Annotated in this window: 17 protein-coding genes; 4 read left to right on the top strand and 13 right to left on the bottom strand. The window is 46.6% G+C overall.

Going from position 1 to position 19,963, the window contains the following annotated elements; translation table 11 throughout:
- Positions 1–446: 446 nt before the first annotated feature.
- The gene (locus K8U60_RS14460) at positions 447–965 is read left to right on the top strand and encodes a universal stress protein (RefSeq protein ID WP_223641600.1); all 519 of its coding nucleotides are present in this window, start codon (positions 447–449) and stop codon (positions 963–965) included.
- 221 nt (positions 966–1,186) lie between these two features.
- Positions 1,187–1,579 (top strand): arsenate-mycothiol transferase ArsC, encoded by a 393-nt coding sequence (locus tag K8U60_RS14455; RefSeq protein ID WP_263298697.1) that lies wholly within the window; start codon positions 1,187–1,189, stop codon positions 1,577–1,579.
- A 258-nt stretch (positions 1,580–1,837) separates the two neighbouring features.
- On the opposite strand, the gene kynB is transcribed toward K8U60_RS14455, so the two are convergent.
- From kynB to chrA, 3 genes are read right to left on the bottom strand one after another with little or no spacing between them, the layout of a single operon-like run.
- The gene (gene kynB, locus K8U60_RS14450) at positions 1,838–2,458 is read right to left on the bottom strand and encodes an arylformamidase (protein ID WP_223641597.1); all 621 of its coding nucleotides are present in this window, start codon (positions 2,456–2,458) and stop codon (positions 1,838–1,840) included.
- Positions 2,459–3,712 carry a kynureninase gene (gene kynU, locus K8U60_RS14445; RefSeq protein ID WP_223641595.1) on the bottom strand — a complete coding sequence of 418 codons (1,254 nt, stop codon included), beginning with the start codon at positions 3,710–3,712 and terminating at the stop codon, positions 2,459–2,461. It abuts the gene before it with no gap.
- Positions 3,713–3,731: 19 nt separating this feature from the next.
- Positions 3,732–4,904 carry a chromate efflux transporter gene (gene chrA, locus K8U60_RS14440; protein WP_223641593.1) on the bottom strand — a complete coding sequence of 391 codons (1,173 nt, stop codon included), beginning with the start codon at positions 4,902–4,904 and terminating at the stop codon, positions 3,732–3,734.
- A gap of 298 nt (positions 4,905–5,202) precedes the next feature.
- Here chrA and K8U60_RS14435 point away from each other — a divergent pair, with 298 nt between their 5' ends.
- Positions 5,203–6,105 (top strand): cation diffusion facilitator family transporter, encoded by a 903-nt coding sequence (locus tag K8U60_RS14435; protein WP_223641590.1) that lies wholly within the window; start codon positions 5,203–5,205, stop codon positions 6,103–6,105.
- Positions 6,106–6,634: 529 nt separating this feature from the next.
- On the opposite strand, the gene K8U60_RS14430 is transcribed toward K8U60_RS14435, so the two are convergent.
- The 7 genes from K8U60_RS14430 to K8U60_RS14400 all read right to left on the bottom strand — a co-directional run bounded on the left by K8U60_RS14430 (position 6,635) and on the right by K8U60_RS14400 (position 14,706).
- Positions 6,635–7,690 carry a mechanosensitive ion channel family protein gene (locus tag K8U60_RS14430; protein ID WP_223641587.1) on the bottom strand — a complete coding sequence of 352 codons (1,056 nt, stop codon included), beginning with the start codon at positions 7,688–7,690 and terminating at the stop codon, positions 6,635–6,637.
- Positions 7,691–7,726: 36 nt separating this feature from the next.
- Positions 7,727–9,028, bottom strand: a complete 1,302-nt coding sequence (locus K8U60_RS14425) for a DUF2254 domain-containing protein (RefSeq protein ID WP_223641585.1) — start codon at positions 9,026–9,028, stop codon at positions 7,727–7,729.
- Between the two features lie 103 nt (positions 9,029–9,131).
- Positions 9,132–10,328: a cytochrome P450 family protein gene (locus K8U60_RS14420; protein WP_223641582.1), complete on the bottom strand. Its 1,197-nt coding sequence runs from the start codon at positions 10,326–10,328 to the stop codon at positions 9,132–9,134.
- A 93-nt stretch (positions 10,329–10,421) separates the two neighbouring features.
- Positions 10,422–11,213: an enoyl-CoA hydratase/isomerase family protein gene (locus tag K8U60_RS14415; RefSeq protein WP_223641579.1), complete on the bottom strand. Its 792-nt coding sequence runs from the start codon at positions 11,211–11,213 to the stop codon at positions 10,422–10,424.
- 19 nt (positions 11,214–11,232) lie between these two features.
- Positions 11,233–11,958 (bottom strand): 2-phosphosulfolactate phosphatase, encoded by a 726-nt coding sequence (locus K8U60_RS14410; RefSeq protein WP_223641576.1) that lies wholly within the window; start codon positions 11,956–11,958, stop codon positions 11,233–11,235.
- A 4-nt stretch (positions 11,959–11,962) separates the two neighbouring features.
- Entirely contained in the window at positions 11,963–13,030 is a 1,068-nt protein-coding gene (locus tag K8U60_RS14405) for a phosphotransferase family protein (protein ID WP_223641573.1), read from the bottom strand.
- A gap of 41 nt (positions 13,031–13,071) precedes the next feature.
- Positions 13,072–14,706 (bottom strand): long-chain-fatty-acid--CoA ligase, encoded by a 1,635-nt coding sequence (locus K8U60_RS14400; protein WP_223641557.1) that lies wholly within the window; start codon positions 14,704–14,706, stop codon positions 13,072–13,074.
- 439 nt (positions 14,707–15,145) lie between these two features.
- On the opposite strand from K8U60_RS14400, the gene rsgA reads away from it, so the two are divergent.
- On the top strand, positions 15,146–16,201 hold the full coding sequence (gene rsgA / locus K8U60_RS14395) for a ribosome small subunit-dependent GTPase A (protein WP_223641554.1): 1,056 nt from the start codon (positions 15,146–15,148) through the stop codon (positions 16,199–16,201).
- Between the two features lie 36 nt (positions 16,202–16,237).
- Here rsgA and K8U60_RS14390 read toward each other — a convergent pair whose 3' ends face one another.
- The 3 genes from K8U60_RS14390 to K8U60_RS14380 form a co-directional block, all read right to left on the bottom strand.
- On the bottom strand, positions 16,238–16,879 hold the full coding sequence (locus K8U60_RS14390) for a response regulator (RefSeq protein ID WP_223641550.1): 642 nt from the start codon (positions 16,877–16,879) through the stop codon (positions 16,238–16,240).
- A gap of 16 nt (positions 16,880–16,895) precedes the next feature.
- A complete protein-coding gene (locus K8U60_RS14385; protein ID WP_223641547.1) occupies positions 16,896–18,011 on the bottom strand; it encodes a GAF domain-containing sensor histidine kinase in 1,116 nt (371 codons plus the stop codon).
- Between the two features lie 116 nt (positions 18,012–18,127).
- Positions 18,128–19,828, bottom strand: a complete 1,701-nt coding sequence (locus K8U60_RS14380; protein ID WP_223641545.1) for a phospho-sugar mutase — start codon at positions 19,826–19,828, stop codon at positions 18,128–18,130.
- Positions 19,829–19,963 lie beyond the last annotated feature (135 nt).

Below are 19,963 nucleotides of genomic sequence, written 5' to 3'. Positions count from 1 at the left end.
TCCGCTAATCGCCTTCCAACGATTCCTTAATCATGATTTTTCCCTTTTGATGCTGCTTCATATTCAACATCTCCCCATTGTTTTTTATTTAAACAGTCCAAAACTGATCAAACCACACAAAAAAGCGCACGCCTCGTTTATGGGCGTACGCTCATGGAAACAGGACAATTTCACAGACCTGTCCTGAATAGTTCTATTTCCGAAATAAACTTAGGAAAAAATTTCAGGAGGGTCTGATGACAATATTAAGTTGATATAAATGTTAACTTTATGTTTTTTCATTATCATACCCTCCATTTCCTTTTATTTGTTAATTCAAGAGTACCAAAGTCTTTTTTGAATTGTCAACATTTTTCGAAAATACTTTCATTCTAAAATTTAATGGATGTTTCATTCTGGGGGTCGAGGGTAATTTAGAACTAAGAGAATAGGGCGAGGTGAAGGAAATGTATAAAAATATCGCAGTGGCGTATGACGGATCTGATGGGAGTCGGATTGCATTCGAAAAAGCAGTGGAATTTGTCAAAGCATTGCCGGATGCTAAGCTTTCGGTGATTTACGTCAATGAGGACTATCGTGAAAGTGTCGGCTATATGAATACAGGCAGTGCATCAGCTCCTGTAATCTCAGCGAACGTCGATAGTAACTACGCTCAGTTTATGCCTCCTGGAATCGGTGATGAGGGCTATGTACCTCCAAAGGATTATGACAATACAACAGCGGAATACTCAAAGCACATGCACAACTCAATCCAGCAACAGCTGGACTCCCACAATATTAAAGCGTCGGTTCTTGCACTTGAAGGAAATCCGGCGAAAACCATTTCCGCATTTATCGAAGAACAGAAAATCGATCTTTTGGTCATCGGCAATAGCGGAAAATCAGGATTGCAAAAATTCTTCGTAGGATCAGTCAGCAAAAAATTGATAAAGGAATCTCCCAGTTCCATACTCGTCGTCAAATAAAGAATCCGGTCCAGCGGCAAAATTTCACTTGCCCTAGACCGGATTCTTAAGCATTTATATGTGGATATATCACAATTTCATCACAAATTTAATAGTTTATTTCTCCATGAGATGGGTAAAGATTACTAGTAGAAAAAATCGGTTTGTACAAAAGGAAGAAGGGATCACCCATGCCAAGACACACTGTTTATTTTTTATCTTCTCACCAGGATCGAGGTCTGATGGCTGAAATTTGGGCAAATCGGCTGATGCTTCCTGATTGGGAAATTCGCAGCGCCGCATGGACCCAAAGCCCTCAATCTTCTTTCAACGAAATCCCCTTGGAAGTGATGAAAGAAGTCATAATGGATTTACCCCCTGTTGAGGCACGCACCTATAATCCCGAAGAAGTCGGTGAAGCTGACCTGATCATCGCTTTGCATGATGGAGAATTGGAGCATGGAGACATCCCAACGGATTTGCCAAGCCAGAAACTGTTGCGATGGGATATCCGCAATCCGGAACTGCGCAGCAGCGACAGTATCGAACAATGGGCACTCTATCAGGAGATTTGCGATGAGATTGCCATGAACATAAAAAACATGGAGCCTTATTTCCGTGCAGATTACGTATAAAAAACCTTCACCGTAGTTTCCGGTGAAGGTTTTATTTGTCGTTCAGGAGAATGTTATATTTTTGATGTTGAATTTTTACAGCTTCGACAGGCAAGGCTTCCAGCGCTTGTCGAGGCTAAACGGCTGCTTTCGCTTTTCTTTGTCCAGACTCCAGCGCCCAGCTCCTTGGGTCATAAGCCAACCCAGCTGCGTGGCAAAGATCGCCACAATGCCGGTCTGTCTTATGCCCGGCAGAGCTACACGGGCGCTTACGCTTTTCTAGTATAGTATTGCCCGCACTGGGCTTCCTTCTGCGCCTTTGATCTTTAAGGGCAGGGCTGCTAATTGGTAGACTCCTTGTGCCACATCATCCAATACGATGCCTTCCAGAATAAATCGCTGATGGCGGTTCATTGCCTGATGCATCGGTAATTCTTTGCTGGTTTCGGGATCCACTGACGGCACATCGACTCCAAGAAGCCTCACGCCATTGGCAGCCATCCATTCCGCGATCGACTCTTCAAATACCGGCCACTTTTCCGGAAATTTGCTGCGGTCTGTCCAAGACATAGTTCTCAACAGTACGGTCGTGACCCCTTCTTCCAGCGTACCCAAATCCGCTGCACTGACTTTGTCAGAGCCGCTGACATCCACAACCTGTGCTTTCGATAAATAGATATCCAGTGGAAGTTCATGAATTTGGATTCCTTGGTCATCGTAATGAAAAGGGGCATCGACATGCGTGCCGATATGGGTGCTGGACTGCAGTTTTCCGACATTGACGGAACCGCTTTGCTCTTTTGTGACGGACAGCTCATAGCTGAACGGCATATCCCCCGGCCATTCAGGCGTCCCTCCACTCAATTCCATGGAAATATCAATTATTTTTTTTGGTTCCATTCAAGCCACCACATTTCGTTCATTGCTGAAATTTTTATAGGTTTCATTGTCCATGATGCTCTGCAATTTCTCTGCTACTTTCTCTACATCGCTGAACGATGTGTAAAAAGCGATAGGCGCCAGGCGGATGATATTCGGCGCCCGGAAATCCGGAATGATTTTGGCCTCTTTCAATGCTTTACAGATCCGCGCAGCTTCGGGATGGGAAAAAGCGATATGCCCGCCTCTTGCCTCGTCCTCTAGAGGTGTTACATCGACCAATTGAGGAACCCGTTGTCCGACCAATTCTCTTAAGAGACTTGTCAGCTCAAGCGACTTTTGGCGGACCGCATGAATGCCCGCTTCTTCAAACAGGTCCAGGCTGCCGAGAAGAGGGGCCATGCTGAAAATATGCGGTGTACCGATCTGGTAGGCGCCTGCCCCTTCTGCTTTCGAAAATTCATGGTCCATATCGAATTGGCGGGTCTTATCAGATCCAAACCAGCCCGCATTGCCAGGCAGCAGGTGATGATGCCGCTCATGCAAATAAAGGCCGCCTGTTCCACCCGGACCGGAATTCATGTATTTGTAATGGCACCAGACAGCGAAATCCACTCCGTCATCGTGCAAGTTATGCGGCATAGCACCAATCGAATGCGCCAGGTCAAAACCTACCAGAATCCCTTTTTGGTGGGCCTCTTCCGTGATTTCACGGATCGGCAATAACTGGCCGCTCCGGTACAGGACAGAGGGGAGCAACAAGACTGCGACGTCATCTGTCAGTTGTTCGACAATATCATCCAGCTCCAGCGTATAGCCATCTCTGCTTTCGATTTTGCGCATCGACTCAGCCGGATCCAATCCGCGCAGACGCAGGTGACTTTCCACCGCATAAATGTCCGATGGAAAATTCAAACTGTCCACAACGATTGCAGAACGCTCAGACGTCGGCTGAAATACAGTCGACAGCATCTGGTGGATATTCGATGTAATCGATCCTGTCACCATCACTTCATGCGCTCCAGCTCCGACCAAAGGTGCGACGCGTCCACTCATCGTTTCCGCTAAAGTGAACCAGGGATGTTCCCCTTCTGTCCAGCCATCGATTCCGAATGTCTTCCAGCTATCCATCAAGACCTTCAATTTTTCTTCAGACCGTCTAGACATCAAGCCCAGTGAATTGCCGTCCATGTATACCGTTTCTTTTTCGACAAAAAACTCCTGTTTAAAACCCGCTAATGGATCCTGTTGATCTCTTTCTTTGCTCGTTGCCATTGCCATCCTCCTTCAGCCATTAAATCGCATAAGCGATCGCACCCAGAACCGCCGTCACAAGGACGACGATCCAAGGAGCCAGTTTAAAATAGACTAACATTGTAAAGGCGGTTATCGCAATTGCAAAGTCGACAGGCCCGCGAATTCCAGAGGTGAAGACAGGATCGTATAAAGCTGCAAGCAAAATTCCGACAACGCTTGCATTGACCCCTTTCAATGCTGCCTGGACACCGGATTTCGTCCGGATGATGCTCCAAAAAGGCAAAGTTCCGATGATCAGGAGAAATGACGGCAGGAACATCGCGATAACGGCAATCACGACTCCCCATCCACCGTCCATCAATTGCCCCAAATAAGCGGACAACGTGAAGAGCGGTCCTGGAACTGCCTGAGCAGCACCATAGCCGGCAATGAAGGCATCGGGCGTCATCCACCCCGGCACGACTTCACGCTCCAGCATCGGCAGCACCACATGCCCTCCGCCGAAGACGATTGAACCGACCCGATAGAAAATATCAAAAATCGCAAACGAAGTGGATTCAATGAACGGCCGGATCAACGGCAAGCCGATCAATAATGCAGCAAAAATCGACCACGCTGCAATGCCGGTCTTTTTGCCAAAGCTTAACACCAGTTTTACCGGCTCTGGCGCTTTCTCTTTTCGGTAAATAGCATACCCAAGGATACCTGCCAGCACAATAACTCCAATTTGAGCCCAAGTTGTCGGTATCAGCAAAATGATGATTGCCGCTCCTACTGCAATCGCGATCCTTTGTCGGTCAGGCGCTAGACTTTTCCCCATTCCCAACAAAGCGTGCGCGACAACTGCGACGGCGACAATTTTCAATCCTTGTATCCATCCGCTGTCAAACGAGCCATTGGTGATGACGAGTGCAAATAACAGCAACAGGATGACCGAAGGCATCGTAAATCCGAACCAGGATAAAAACCCGCCGAATATGCCGCCGCGCAACATGCCGATGGAAATCCCCACCTGAGAACTTGCCGGTCCCGGAAGGAATTGGCAAAGGGCCACTAGATCAGCATATGCTTTATCGTCCAACCATTTTCTTTTAGTGACATACTCATCCCTAAAATAACCGATATGCGCCGCCGGTCCCCCAAAGGACGTCAGCCCCAATTTCGTCGATGCCTTTAAAATTTCTGCGTAGTTGTTTCTTTTCTTAGCCATAGCCCTCTCCTTTAAATTAAAGATTCTATCTATAAGCATAACGGTTTGCTTATATACGTGAACATTAAATTTATGTAAAGTTTATGAATGAAGATGACATAGAACTATTCGGTATTGACAATGCCTAAAAAGACATTGATACTATTTAAAGACGCTTTATTGGCCGAATCCGGCAAAATGATGATAAGCACATTAAAATACAGTCCATTCATCTTACGACAGATAGATACAATCATGAAGCGGCCCTCCTATGAGGGTCGTTTCACTTTGTTCCAGAGACTTGGAGGCGGGAAACTTTATGGACTTGTATACAAATTTACGCAAAGGGGAAAAAGGAGCCTGGATTAGCATTGGGGCTTATGTATTTCTAAGTGCCCTCAAGCTGATCTTCGGCTTTTGGGGCTCTTCCGAAGCATTGAAAGCGGATGGCTTCAATAACCTGACAGATATAATCGCTTCTGTCGCTGTTCTCGTCGGCCTCAGAATTTCCCAGAAACCACCGGACGAAAACCATCACTACGGCCACTTGCGGGCAGAAACCATCGCCTCGCTCTTAGCTTCCTTCATAATGGCAGTCATTGGTTTGCAGGTTCTGACCAATGCTATCCGTTCACTTTTTGAACCTGCAGCTGAAGCACCTTCTCTAGTTACGGCATGGGTCGCTTTTTTCTCGGCAGTCGTGATGTATGCAGTTTATCGCTATAACCTGAAACTCAGCAGAGAAATCAAAAGTACAGCTGTCCGTGCAGCAGCTTATGACAACCGTTCCGATGCGCTGGTCAGTATCGGCGCCGGCATCGGCATCATCGGCGCCATCTTCGGTGCACCGATTCTGGATGTCATCACAGCCTTCATTGTCGGGGTAATCATCATTAAGACCGCGTTGGATATTTTCAAAGAGTCCGTCATCACATTGACGGATGGCTTTGACGAAGATGAAGTGGAGACACTGTCTGTTTTGGTCAGAAGAGTGCCTGGGGTTATCACATTGCGGGACTTTAAAGGCCGAAATCATGGCAATGTCATGTTCATCGATTTAACCGTCAGCGTGGCCCCTAATCTGAACGTGGTGGAAAGCCATTGGATTACAGAAGAAATCGAACGAAAAATCCAGAAAGTCAAACCCCATTGCGTCATTCTGGTCCATATCGAACCGGATTATTCCTTTACTGTTGCTCAGGAAGACGAGTTCGACGAATAGTATGTTAAAACAATAAAACAGTCCATGGCCTTCAACAGCCATGGACTTGAGCTTGTAGACAAAAGAATATTGATGTCATTTAAAGCATGAATGCACATTTCATCCTGTTTAAACCGGATCCTGCGCTCCAGGCGGACGCTTTCCACGGGCTCGCGCCGAACTAACTCGGACTCGCGCCCGAGTGGATTTCGGCACTTCGTCGCTTCGCTGCTCCCGCAGGAGTCGCCGCCTTGCGCTACGGATCCTTGAGTGAAGGGTTTTCTAGATTTGTTTGGACTATTTTTTCTAGAACAGACTAGCCAGCTTCTCTCTTTGATTGAAGCAACATACCCCAAGCGGGCTGGCCACGAAGACTCCTGTGGGACAGCGAAAGCTGAAGACCCCGCAGGAACGTAGTGACGAGGAGGCTGAAGCTGAGCCCACGGAAAGCGAAGTGGCTGGACCGGTTGGGGATTATGCACCGCTATACATTTTGGTCAGGCTTTGTCTACAGCCTAAAGTCCATGGCCTTCAACAGCCATGGACTTTTTTATTGCCTTTCATACATTGTCTGGGCCAATTTCACTTCATTTTCGATAAAATCTTCCGCAATGGCATGGCGGATCCGACTTTCCAGCCTTTCCTTCATTTCCACATCGGTGACTTGAACTTCCACCTGGAAATCGAGTGCCGAGTTCCGAAAATCGATAAACCGGACATCCGGTTCTTTTTCCGGTATTCCTTTCATCAGCTGAGCTGCCTTTAAAGCTGCTGCTTTTAAAATCCGCTCGACTCGTTCCGTATCACTGCCATAATCCACACTGACGACGACTCTTGCGTATAACTGGGCACTGGAGCGATTTTTGACGATCTGTTCAATGAAATACTGATTAGGCACCACTAAAGTACCTTCTTTCAAGGTTTCTATAACGGTCGATCTGAGTTTGATTTTCGTAATCCGGCCGATTTTCTTATCGATTTCCACCATTTCCCCGACCTCCATCGGCCGTTCAAACAAAATGATGATTCCGGAGACGAAATTGGCGGCAATATTGCGTACGCCAAATCCAATACCGATCCCGAGGACACTGAATACAAATCCGAGAGCCGTCAAATCGAGGCCCACTGTCGTAAAACTTATGGCCAATGCCAGAAACATCACCACATAATACAGTAATCGGTTGATGGTGTATCCCATGCCGATATCCACATTAAACTGTTCATAGACGAACGGCATGACGTAGTGATTAAATGCCTTTATGAGGCGGCTGGCAAAAGTCACAATCATCACTGCTACCACAATCAGCAGAATGGAGATTTCAACCCCTTCTGTCTCATAAAAAGCCAAAGTCAGCCATTGCTCCCTGGAAAAATAAAAAAGGAAGAAAAGGATGCCGCCATAAAGGACCAGCCAATTCAGGACATCTTCAATCACTGGATAAATCCGTTCTTTGAAATCTTTTGAGGAAACCAGCTTTCTCAGCAGAAAGAGGACCAAGGATTTCCCAAGCAGGATTAAAGCCAAGTAAATAAAGAACATCAGAAATTCGCCTACGGACAAATTCCTCAAAAACTCAACTCCTTCAAACAACTGGTTGTTCTGCATCATTTCCCTCCTTTATCGCTTCCAGTAGCATTGCCATCAGCTTTTCTCAGCCAATACTATATTATAGGAATGCTGGCCAGTTGCTACAGCCAATTGGTCAATCTTTTCCTGAAGTGTTTCCCGATCGAATGATTTTAACCCCTGGGTATCGACAGCTTCCAATACGTAACCATGCGTATCCCATAGTTCCTGATGATGGCGCTTCGGCACAAGTTCTGCAGCGACAGTCAACGATTCAATAATTGAAATTAGAACCGAAATATCTTCTTTTCCATAATGGGCTATTTGATAAAAGGTTTTGTATAAAACACTCTTGTATGGTGGAAAACGATACAGTACCCGTTCTCCTTTTTCTTCTCCACTTAAGAGGAACGGCCCTGTTTTCAACTGGCCCAGCTGACCGAGGAGGCGACCCAGCCGGATAATGATTTCATTGGCCGTATTCGGATCGTTGATACCCGGAGATATGGCCCGCAATGCTACTTCCACCAATTTTTGAATAGCGAAATCGAGATCCTGTTCCGAGGTTCTGGAGGTGCCGATTGAGTAGAAGTCAGCGGCAGAAACTTCTGTTTCACTAGTTTTAAAAACATGGAAAATCGGTTTTCCTTCGTAGATGTAATCACCCGTTTGGACAAGAATCTCCACTTCCAGTTCGTGTTTTTCCGTATAATCCACCAGCTTGTCGAACGAAAGATACTGCACATAGCCCTCTTTTTCAGCATGATGGGTTTCTTTGATGCCGACAGGATTCCATTCTGTTTCTTTCCCATCTTCATTTTCCTGCAGCTCTTTGAGTTTGGAAATGGCCTTTTCTGTATCTCCAATCAATTCATTGACCAGCTGGCCAACTTGCACGTGCGTAGCGATATAGTGGATAAAATAAGCAAATGTCGAAAGACAGAAAAATGCGATGAGAATTCCGACAAACGTGGAAATCACGTCGGTGGTATACAAATCATCTCTCATAAAGAGCAGCGACAGTGTGTTATAAATAAAGCCGCTAAGAAAAATCCCCAGGACACGCCAGGTGATTTTATCATGGATGAAGTTTTTCAAGGTTCTCGGAGAGAATTGAGATGAGTACATGGTCAGGACAACCAGAATCGTTGAAAAAGTAAACGTAGTCATGGTCAAAAGAGCCCCCGATAAACTTCCCATGATGGTTTTGGCCAAATCGACATTCGTCAAAAGAATAGATGGGATATAAGGCTTGAGCCTTTCAATATATAAAAGATCGATGTAGAAAAAAGTGATCGACAGGAGAACCGCCATCACAATGTACAATGCGGGAGTGAGCCACAGTTTTTCCTTCAGCCAAAATGATAGTGACTTCATAGATATTCCCCTCTCTTGTAACCTGCTTTCTAATTCCCTTTCCCTTGATGACTTTTGGACAAACAAAAAAGGCTGGATGCAACTCCAGCCCTACGTCTCCTATTCACTTAAGAAGCAACGGAAGTTCTTTGACGCCTCGTACAATCATGCCCGGCCGCCAATTCAATTCGCTCTGCTCCACCGCTAATTCCATTTGTGGAAAACGCTTCAGCAGACTGGCAATGGCAATTTCCCCTTCCAAACGCGCAAGAGGAGCTCCAAGGCACATATGGATTCCTTTTCCGAATGCCAAATGCGGACTTTTCTCACGCTCGATATTAAATAGGTCTGGGTCTTCGAATTGCGCTTCATCATGGTTTGCGGAATTCAACGACACTACGACCAAATCGCCTTTTTTCATTTGTTTGCCCTGAAACTCAAAATCCTCCCCTGCCCATCTGGATGTACTGAATTCGACTGGGCCGTTAAACCGCAGAGATTCTTCGATTGCTTGGTTGATGAGTTCAGGCTGCTGCTCCAAAAGCTTGCGTTGTTCCGGGTTTTCGAGCAGGGACAAGACCGTATTGCCGATTAAATTCACTGTCGTTTCATGGCCTGCAATGATCAATAAGGTAACCACGCCATAAAGCTCCCGTTCACTCAGACGGTCTCCTTCCTCCTCCGCCTGAATCAAGCTGCTGATGAGATCATCTCCGGGCTGCTCACGGACTGTCGCAAACCACTGCCCCAGGTATTGGACAAACTCATTCATATGCTCATAAACAGTGGCGCCGAGTTCCCCACTGGTCCCTTCAATGAGTGAATTGGACCAAAGGCGGAATTTATCGCGGTCAGCCGATGGTACACCCAAAATTTCACAGATGACGGTAATTGGCAGTGGAAAAGCGAATTCATCAATTAAATCGACCTGATCTTGACTTTCCATTCCCGTCAACAGCTCATCTGTTATCTCCTGAATTCTGCCGCGCATACCCGAAATCATTTTGGGCGTAAAAGCTTTTTGGGCGAGGCCGCGCAGTCTTTTATGGTCAGGTGGATCTGAAAACAGCATGTTCTGCGTAAAGACACTCATCATGTCCATGCTGCCTCCATAAATCTTCGACATATCTTTAATGAAACGGGGATCTTTCAAGACTTCCTCAGCATCCTTATAGCGTGTCACCATCCAGCCATTCTGGCCATCTGGAAACCGCACCGCATGAACGGGATCCCCTTCCCTCAATTTTTCATAGGTCGGATAAGGGTTCTGCGTAAATTGATCTGTAAACAAACCGTATTCATTGGCACGATCTGAAGTCATCTTCACTCCTCCTTTTTTCTTTTCTATACCCCTCCTCCAGTAGACTCACCTCGTTCAAATTTACCAAATACTCCTATATTTTATTGCTTCTATTCATAAAACCTGCTGTTTTTGATTGAACACCGGCTTGCGTTTTTCCTTGAAAGCAGAGACCCCTTCCAAATGATCGTAGGTAGTGATCATCATCGCTTGTGTGATCCGTTCCTGTTCCAGGATTTCCGCCAATCCGGCCGTAGACGATTGATCGGTGATCTTTTTCATCAATCCGAATGCTTTAGCCGGTCCGTTTGACAGTTTTTCAGCAAAGCGGATCGCCTCTTGCTCCAGCTTCTCCAGCGGATATAAATGATTGACGATTCCCCATTCATGAGCAGTTTCGGCAGTAATCGGCTGTGCACTGAAAAATAATTCCTTAGCGCGGTAAGGACCGATCAAACGTGGAAGAAAATACAGGCCGCCTCCATCTGAAATCAATCCCACTTGAGAAAAGCTCATCACGAATTTACTGTCTTCAGCCGCTAAAATGATGTCACTCGCCAAAGCCAGGTTAAAAGCGGCTCCTGCTGCAAACCCATGAACCACTGCGATGATCGGCTTTTCAAGTGCCCGCATGGCCAACACCAATTCGTTCAACTTGCCGATATGTTCATAGGTTTCTGAAGCCCCCGCTTGCCCCATCGTCTTTACATCTCCACCTGCTGAAAATGACCTGCCTGCTCCTGACAGGATGACCGCTCTAATCTCAGGGTTGCTGCCTGCATTTTGTATTTCCGTATGTAAGCCTTCGATCATTTCGGGACTGAATGCATTCAAGCTGTCTGGGCGATTCAATTGCAGGGACAATACGGCACCTTGCAAATTGACGTTTAAATGTTTGTTTTCCATTCCGTTTCCTCCTCTAATTTTACTTGATGACCAATTTCCCGTCTTTCAGCCATGGCACGCTATCGATCAACCCACGGTTGGCAATAAAATCTATTTCCTCTTCAAACCCATTCCGCATCAGCATCTTCCCGACACGTGAATCTTTTAAGATCGTCTGTGCTTGTCCTGTATTCGAACGGTAAAAAATACGTGCTGCTTTTGCCGAATCCGTTAAATCCCAATTGTCTGTAAGGGTCATCAGGCAATCCACAAAATAACCTGCGCCGTATAGATCTTCCATGCAAAATTCCCCGCCTGACCCTGAACAGACAGCAACAATCGTATCTTCAAGATGGTCCGCTGCTATCTTGCTTGCCGCTGCTTTGCCGTTGAGCAAAGAAGCGGTATACACTTTTTTGGCCACAGCGGATTTCCGGATTGCCACAGTTCCGTTTGTGGTTGACAGCACGACCGTTTTGCCACGGATCTGGTCTTTCAACTGCAGTGGATTGGGATCCAAAAAACCTTCGATCGTCTTGCCATTGTATTCTCCGACCAAGCAAAAACTGTCGGCCGGCCTTCCTTCCGCTACACGGAGTGCTTCATCACTATTCAGTACCGGCACTACTTCTTTTGCTCCATGCCAAAAACAGGCTGTGATGGTCGATGTCGCCAGCAGGACGTCGAACACCACCACTGTTTTGTCTTCCTGCATTTTAGCATCATCAATTTCTTCTTTTTTCAATAACACATGAAGTCTAGGCACCGATTCACTCCCTTTTCGCTGTCGTCAACGCGTGCTGCATTAAACTTTTGACAAATTGATCAAAGTGGGAGAAGCGCGAGTCCTGGGTCTGTCCTTTTTTATAGCGATAGTAGATTTGTTGAATAATCACGGCCAATTTAAAATAAGCGAATGTCAAATAAAAGTTCATACCTGAAACGTCCCGTCCGCTTTTCTCTCCATAGCTTGCGATAAATTCTTCGCGGCTATAGAATCCATCCAGCACCGTCACCGGCGCTTTGCCGAGCCCGTGTTTCAATAGATCAGGATCATCCGCTTGAATCCAATAACTCATAGCTGCTCCCAAATCGGCCAGCGGATCCCCAACCGTCGTCATTTCCCAATCAAACAATCCCGTCATTTCGGAAAAATCTTCTGAAAACAACGCATTATTCAACTTAAAGTCATAGTGGATGATGGTGGGTTCCTGGGAAATCGGAATATTCGTCAGCATCCATTCTTTCAATTGCTCTACACCTTCAATATCTTCAGTTTGGGCACGTTCATACCGTCCAATCCAGCCTTCTACTTGGCGTTGCATGAATCCTTCAGGCTTCGCTAAGTCGACAAGCGGTGTTTTCGTATAATCCAGAGCATGAAGTTTAACCAGTGTGTCCACCATCTTCTCCGAAATCTTTCGCCCCAGATCTTTTGTCGCTTCAATTCCTTTTGGAAACGCTGTATCCAGTACGACCCCATGCCGCCTTTCCATCACAAAGAAAGGACTGCCGATGATGGATGCATCGTCTGAAAAGACAAAAGGTTTTGGAGCGATCTTAAAAATAGGATGAAGCGCGGACAAGATGTTAAATTCACGTTCCATATCATGCGCTTTTGGTGCGACCGGTCCGAGCGGCGGTCTTCTGAGAACAGCTTCCCAACCGCCGATTTGCAGTGCATACGTTAAATTCGAATGGCCAGAACTAAATTGCTGGACTTTCAGTTCTCCTTGCGGCACCCCCTCAATGTGGTGACGCAGAAAATCTTCAAGCGCCGGATGATCCAGTTCTTCTCCAGTTCTTACTGGAATTGTTGTTTTTTCTTGCTTTGACATTTCTTCCACCTCTTTGCTATGTTGACTTCCCCCTACAAAATCTACAGAATCTCAGATATTTTATTTGTTATGTTTTTTTCTTCCCGAAGCGCCCTTCTTAAAATTTTTCCGACATTGGTTTTTGGCAATTCATCTCGGAATTCGATGACGCGCGGCACTTTATATGCAGCCATCTTGTCTTTTGCCCAAGCAATCAATTGTTCTTCGCTGATGTCTTTGTCCGCTTTTTTAACGATTATGGCTTTAACACTTTCTCCACGGTATGGATCAGCGATGCCAATTGCCACCGCTTCCTGAACGGCTGGGTGTTCGTATAAAACTTCCTCGATATCACGGGGATAGACATTATAGCCGCTAGAAATGATTAAATCTTTTTTGCGGTCGACAATATAGGCGTAGCCGTTTTCGTCCATCTTGGCGATATCCCCAGTGAAAAGCCAGCCATTCCTCAATGTGTTTGCTGTCTCTTCCGGCATATTCCAATATCCCTTCATCACTTGAGGGCCGCGAATGATCAATTCCCCGATTTCTCCTGCCGGCACTTCTTTTTCTCCGGTAGCCAAATCGACGACCTTGTACTCTGTTGAAGGCAGACCGATACCGATACTTCCTGGTTTTCTTTCGGCGAAAGGTGGATTGCAATGCGTAACCGGTGATGCTTCCGACAATCCGTAGCCTTCTAAAATTTTGGCTCCTGTCTGGTTTTCGAAATCCTTCATGGTTTCCAGCGGCATCGGCGCACTGCCGCTATTGCATATCTTGATGCTGTCAATGCCGTACTCTTTCGCTTTCGGATGGTTGGTAATGGCAATATACATAGTTGGCACACCGGGGAATGTCGTAGGCTGCTCACGTTTGATCGTCTCGAGCACTTCTTCAAGGTCAAAACGGGGCAGCAAAATATTTTTAGAGCCGTTTAAAATCGACAAATTCATTGCAGAGCTCATGGCAAATACGTGGAATAACGGAATGACCGTCAGGCAGCTTTCTTCACCGAACGTCACTTCATCTTTGAAAAACTCCTGCGACTGCAAGGCGTTGACGGCAATATTCCGATGAGTCAGCATCGCGCCTTTTGAAAGGCCTGTCGTCCCTCCTGTATACTGCAATACGGCTACATCTTCTGCCGGATCAATAGCAACTGTAGCGACCTTGCCAGTCCCTTTTTCGACAAACGCTTCGAAATGGACAGCTTGATCAAGAACCGTCTTTTCCGTTTCAAAACTGACAACAATAATATTTTTTAAAGAAGTTTCTTTTGCGATAGCTTGGATACGCGGATATAAAGGCTCGTATACGACGATGGTTTCTGCACCTGAGTCATTCAGTAGATATAGCAGCTCATTTTCCAGCAGCATGGGATTGATCTGTGTGACAATGGCACCTGCTTTTAACACCCCATAATACGAGATGATGTACTGCGGACAATTCGGCAGCATGATTGCGACACGGTCATTTTTTTGGATTCCGGTTTGCTGAAGAGAAGATGCAAAAACAGTTGAAAAAAGATCCAGTTCCTTATAAGACATTTCTTTCTGATAAAATTTGATCGCGATATGATCCGGAATTTTCTTGGCTGTTTCCGAAAGCAATTGAGGCATTGTCTTATCAGCAAATTCCATCTCAGCAGAAATACCTTTCGGGTAATGGCTCGTCCAAACTTGTTCTATCGTCATTTTCTGTCCCCCTTATCCTATTAAAAATTCTTACAACACACGACTCGATACTAACCAGTCGGTATGTTCAGAATATTACCATTATGTTAACGTTTTCATTTTATAAATGCAAGACTTCAAAGTAATTTAACGTTAGAAATACTTGGTTTTCTATCTCTGTATAGTAGCCATTCTGCTTTAAGCATGTTTTTTAAATAAACGAATCAAATCTTCAGAAAAATTACTTGACGTTCAAATGGCCATACAGTATGGTTAATTTAACTTGAAGAAAGAGGTGAGGCATTATGGCTATTTTATTTTTGAATACGCAATTCCAGTCCATAGTGTCTCCCCATGTGTATCGCTGACGATACGCTTCTTCCATTATGCCCGGGGACCACGGACTGCGAATTGCGCGCATCCGTGGTTTTTTATTTTGCATAATTAGGAGGAAACAACATTGACGAAGATTGAACAGTACGGCTGGAACTCCAGCTGGCAGGAAAAAATAACTGCGCCAGGAATCCCTGGCCGCGTAACTTTAGAACATAAAAATTTATACCGCGTCGTAACAGACCATGGAGAATGGCTCTGCTCATTGTCCGGCAAATACCGCCATCAGCATACTCGCATAGAATTCCCGTGTGTCGGCGATTGGCTCATGGTCGAACAGATGCCTGGAGAAGAAAAAGGCATCATCCATCAAGTGCTGCCTCGCACTTCACAGTTTTCAAGAAAAATGGCGGGAGAAACATCCGACATCCAATTGATTGCTGTGAACGTGGACTATGTCTTTTTGGCAATGTCCTTAAATCATGACTTCAATGTCCGGCGCCTCGAACGTTATTTGTTGGCTGCTTGGGATTCAGGATCGAACCCCGTTATCGTCTTGACCAAGAAAGACCAATGCTCCGACATCGGACCTTATCTGCGCCAGGTTGAAGCGGTGGCATTCGGCGTTCCCGTCTTTGCCGTGTCTGCCTTGACCGGTGAAGGAATTGAAGAGCTGCAGCAGCAATTGGCCGGTTCAAAGACCGGTGCTTTGCTTGGTTCATCGGGCGTCGGAAAATCATCATTGATCAATGCCCTGTCCGGCAGCGAGCGCATGATGGTCCAGGACATCCGGGAAGATGACAGCAAAGGCCGGCATACAACCACCCACCGGGAAATGATTCTACTGCCCGAAGGCGGCTTGATGATCGATACTCCCGGCATGCGCGAATTCCAGCTCGGGGATTACTCAGAAGGTGTCGAAGCAGGCTTCAGCGATGTCGAAAGTTTGGCACTTGCTTGCCGGTTCCGAGATTGCGCTCATAATGACGAACCCGGATGCCGGGTTCAGGAAGCGCTCCGAAACGGCGAGCTGGATGCCAGACGTTACCAGAGCTACTTGAAGCTGAAGCGCGAGCTTGCCCATATGGAACGGAAAAGCGATGCAGCAGCCCAAAAAGCCGAGCGCAGCAAATGGAAGCAAGTAACCAAAGACAACCGTAAACGCCCAGTGAAAAAACGTTAAAAAAAGAGTGCGACGGATTCCTCCGTCGCACTCTTTTTAAATTCTCCCGGGTTCTGTCAGGCCGTGCTTGACAGCGTAGAGCGCTGCCTGTGTCCGGTCCTGGACAGCCAATTTTATGAAGATGTTGGAGATATGGGTCTTCACTGTCTTTTCGGTGACAAATAATGCTGAGGCAATTTCCCGGTTGCTTTTTCCTTTTGTCAGTTCGGCCAGCACTTCCTGTTCCCTTGGCGTCAACTGATTTACGGTATGCGGCGCCGGTTCAGCTGGTGCCTTCATCAGCTCGGATGATGCTTTCGGATGGAGGGTGTTTTCTCCACGCATCAAGCTGCGGAGCGAAGCCACCAGTTCATCGGGCTCGATATCTTTCAATTGATAACCTGCCGCTCCCGCTTCAATCGCCGGCACTACATGATCCTGATCTGAAAAACTGGTCAGCATCAAAACAATCATATCCGGAAACTGCTCTTTAATCAGCCGGGTTGCCTGAATCCCGTCCATAATCGGCATCACTAAATCCATCAGGACGATATCCGGTTGAAGTGCCGCAGCCATTTCCACCGCTTCTTTGCCATTTACGGCTTCCCCCACCACTTCAATGTCCTTTTGTGTTTTCAAAAAGAACAGCAAGCCTCGCCGCACCACATGATGGTCATCGGCTATCAATACTTTCACCATGTTCTCCACTCCTCTATTAATACGGTATCCTCACGAGGATTTCCGTTCCTTTGCCGATTTCACTGGACCAGTCCGCCGTTCCGCCCTCTGCAATAGCGCGGTCGCGTATGCTTTGGATACCGATGGACGGCAGGTTGACATTATGATCAAACGCAAACCCCCGCCCTTCATCTCTTAATACCAATAAGACATCAGTCGCGGTGACCGACAAATACAATTCGACTTTATTGACACCTGCATGTTTCCGTACATTGTTCAACGATTCCTGCGCAATCCGGAATAAGGTCTCCTCGATGCGCGATGGCAATTGGATGACGCCGGTCATTTTTGTTTCAACTGTTAAACCCAGCATTTCACCATAGCCTTTAATGGCATCCAGCAACCCGCTTTCCAGCCCTTTTGGCCGCAATTGCCAGATCAACGCCCGCATTTCATTCAATGCTTCCTGCGTCAGGTGTTGGATGTCGCGGAAAGTTTCCTGAACAGTAGGATCTTCCGACATCTCCACGCCTCCCCGAGCGGTCAATGTCACTGAAAACAGCAATTGATTGACCGAATCGTGAAGGTCGCGGGCTAAACGGTTCCGTTCTTTGACGAGCGCCAATTCCTGCTCTTGTTTCGTCAATCCGATCCGTTTGATCGCTGAACCGATTTGAAAAGCCACCGATTCCAACAGAGCCAACTCGTCTTTTGAAAATCCGACAGTGTCCGGTGCCGCAATATTCAACAGCCCGAACTTTTCTTTCCCTGACTGAAGCGGCACCGTTGCGTGATGCGTAATGCTGCCTTGTTTCCGTGCTTTTGCCGGCATAGCATTTTCGATGCGCTGGCAAGCGATAATATTGGACGCTTTATCCAGATCCCCGTCGTGGTAACGCTTAACGCACCAACAGCCGCCTTTTTGCAGATGACGGCAATTATTGTCTTCCAAAGGAGCTGGTAAATTTGCCTGAGCCACCAATTGATGTTTCCCTTTTTCATTAATAAAGAAAATCCAGGCAGTCTCGAAAGTCGATGCACTCAAAAGTTTATGGATGGCGCCATCCAGCATACGGGCCATATCCGTTTCTTCATTAAGCAATTCGGCTATTTCTTTCAGTAACGTTATATTGGAAGGTTCGCTCATCACCATACCCATTCACCTCATTCTTGCTGATTTAACCATACACTTTTTTAAAAACTTCCTCCCTCGTACTTTTGGACGAGAAAAGCTGAAAGGAAAAGCCCCCTTTTCAGGGAGCTGGGTGCTTAACGGCTATTTACTTCCTCTAAAAACGATTCCTTCAGCAGTTCCAGCTTTTCATCACTTTCCTGCTGGGTTTCAGCAGTGATGCCAAAGTAATACTTTACTTTCGGTTCCGTACCGCTCGGGCGTATACATACCCATGAGCCGTCTTCCAGGAAATACTTGATGACATTCGACTGCGGCAGCTCAATTTTTTCATCGGTGCCTAAATCGACAAAGATGCGGTTCTGAGTTTCATAATCTTCAATGGAAACAACAGGAATGCCGGCAATCGCCTGAACTGGCTGTTTGCGCAAATTTTCCAGCAATGCATTGATTTCACGCGCACCATCAATGCCTTTTTTGGTGACGGATACCAGTGATTCTCGGTACCAGCCAAAGCGATTATATAGTTCAACCAGGACATCATGGAGATTTTTCCCTTGTTTCTTATAGAAGGCAGCCGCTTCAACCAACAGCAGTACCGACTGAACAGCGTCTTTGTCCCGTGCAAAATCGCGGATCAGATAGCCGTAACTTTCTTCATAGCCGAATAAAAACTCGAATTGTGGGTTGGCATCATTATGCTTTAATTTTTCTCCAATGAATTTAAAGCCGGTCAAAACATCTTCACTGCTGACGCCGTAAGAATCGGCTACAACGCGGCCGAATTCAGATGTGACAATGGTTTTGAAGATGCGGCCGTTCGTCGGCAAAGTACCTTTGGCTTTTTTCTGGCTCAGCAGGTATTCAATCAAAATAGCACCCGTCTGGTTGCCGCTCATCAATTCGTACTGGCTGCCGCTCCAGACAGCAATGCCGACGCGGTCTCCATCAGGATCGACGGCAATCAACAGATCTGCACCGGATTTCTTGCCGTACTGCTCCGCTAGTTCAAACGCGGAACCTTCTTCCGGATTTGGCGATGTTACCGTCGGGAATTCACCGTCCGGCTCCATCTGTTCCGCTACATACGTAATTTCGTTGTAGCCGGCTTTGTCTAATAACTTCTTGACAGTCGCGCCTGACGCCCCATGGAGCGGCGTGAAGACGGCTTGAATCGGGCTTGCCGAATGTTCCTGCACCGTCAGTGCATTGGATAGATACGCTTCATCCATCTTTTCATCGATCCGCACCAGCAAAGATTTTTCAAATCCTTCATTAGCTATGGACAACTCGTCCTGAACCCGGCTGACGTAATCGATGACACGGTCAGCATCTTCCAGATTCAATTGGGCTCCATCTTCCCCATATACTTTGTAGCCGTTGTACTCCGGCGGATTGTGGCTGGCCGTAATGACGATGCCCATAAAGGCATTCAAATAACGCACACTGAATGACAATTGCGGCGTTGTCCGCGGTCCGCTGTATAAATAGGTGTGGATTCCATTCGCTGCAAACGTCCGTGCTGCTTCTTCCGCAAATTCAGGAGACATGCGACGGCTGTCGTAGGCAATGGCCATTCCGCGTGCCATCGCCTCCTCGCCATTTTCTTTTATGTAATCCGCTATTCCCTGAGAAGCTTTCCGTACGGTATAGACGTTCATCCGGTTTGTGCCCGGTCCGATTTCGCCACGCATCCCTCCGGTCCCAAAAACCAAGTCCTGATAAAAAGCGTCTTCCGCTGATTTTTCATCTTCCATCAGTACAGTCAATGACTGGCGTGTTTCTTCATCGATTGCTTCGTGGTCCATCCAACGTTTAATGCGTTCTTTCCATGACATATAAAGTCCTCCATCCATAGTGGTATAAATTGAACTAATGATCCTCATATGTTGATATTCTACAAACTAACTGTGCATTCCTGCAGCAGCTCTGTCTGGAGCACCATATAAAAGGAAAATTCTTTTCTGTACTAT

Source organism: Planococcus circulans (genome assembly GCF_020023385.1).
GTDB lineage: Bacteria > Bacillota > Bacilli > Bacillales_A > Planococcaceae > Planococcus.
This window is presented reverse-complemented; position numbering and strand designations above follow the sequence as displayed.

What these genes read in the sequence shown, in the direction of transcription:
- K8U60_RS14400 (WP_223641557.1), bottom strand. Translation starts at nt 14,706, where the DNA reads ATGACGATAGAACAAGTTTGGACGAGCCATTACCCGAAAGGTATTTCT.
- K8U60_RS14420 (WP_223641582.1), bottom strand. Translation starts at nt 10,328, where the DNA reads ATGACTTCAGATCGTGCCAATGAATACGGTTTGTTTACAGATCAATTT.
- K8U60_RS14380 (WP_223641545.1), bottom strand. Translation starts at nt 19,828, where the DNA reads ATGTCATGGAAAGAACGCATTAAACGTTGGATGGACCACGAAGCAATC.
- K8U60_RS14390 (WP_223641550.1), bottom strand. Translation starts at nt 16,879, where the DNA reads ATGGTGAAAGTATTGATAGCCGATGACCATCATGTGGTGCGGCGAGGC.
- K8U60_RS14425 (WP_223641585.1), bottom strand. Translation starts at nt 9,028, where the DNA reads ATGAAGTCACTATCATTTTGGCTGAAGGAAAAACTGTGGCTCACTCCC.
- K8U60_RS14405 (WP_223641573.1), bottom strand. Translation starts at nt 13,030, where the DNA reads ATGTCAAAGCAAGAAAAAACAACAATTCCAGTAAGAACTGGAGAAGAA.
- kynB (WP_223641597.1), bottom strand. Translation starts at nt 2,458, where the DNA reads ATGGAACCAAAAAAAATAATTGATATTTCCATGGAATTGAGTGGAGGG.
- K8U60_RS14435 (WP_223641590.1), top strand. Translation starts at nt 5,203, where the DNA reads ATGGACTTGTATACAAATTTACGCAAAGGGGAAAAAGGAGCCTGGATT.
- K8U60_RS14415 (WP_223641579.1), bottom strand. Translation starts at nt 11,213, where the DNA reads ATGGAAAACAAACATTTAAACGTCAATTTGCAAGGTGCCGTATTGTCC.
- K8U60_RS14385 (WP_223641547.1), bottom strand. Translation starts at nt 18,011, where the DNA reads ATGGTGATGAGCGAACCTTCCAATATAACGTTACTGAAAGAAATAGCC.
- K8U60_RS14455 (WP_263298697.1), top strand. Translation starts at nt 1,187, where the DNA reads ATGGCTGAAATTTGGGCAAATCGGCTGATGCTTCCTGATTGGGAAATT.
- K8U60_RS14430 (WP_223641587.1), bottom strand. Translation starts at nt 7,690, where the DNA reads ATGCAGAACAACCAGTTGTTTGAAGGAGTTGAGTTTTTGAGGAATTTG.
- chrA (WP_223641593.1), bottom strand. Translation starts at nt 4,904, where the DNA reads ATGGCTAAGAAAAGAAACAACTACGCAGAAATTTTAAAGGCATCGACG.
- K8U60_RS14460 (WP_223641600.1), top strand. Translation starts at nt 447, where the DNA reads ATGTATAAAAATATCGCAGTGGCGTATGACGGATCTGATGGGAGTCGG.
- kynU (WP_223641595.1), bottom strand. Translation starts at nt 3,712, where the DNA reads ATGGCAACGAGCAAAGAAAGAGATCAACAGGATCCATTAGCGGGTTTT.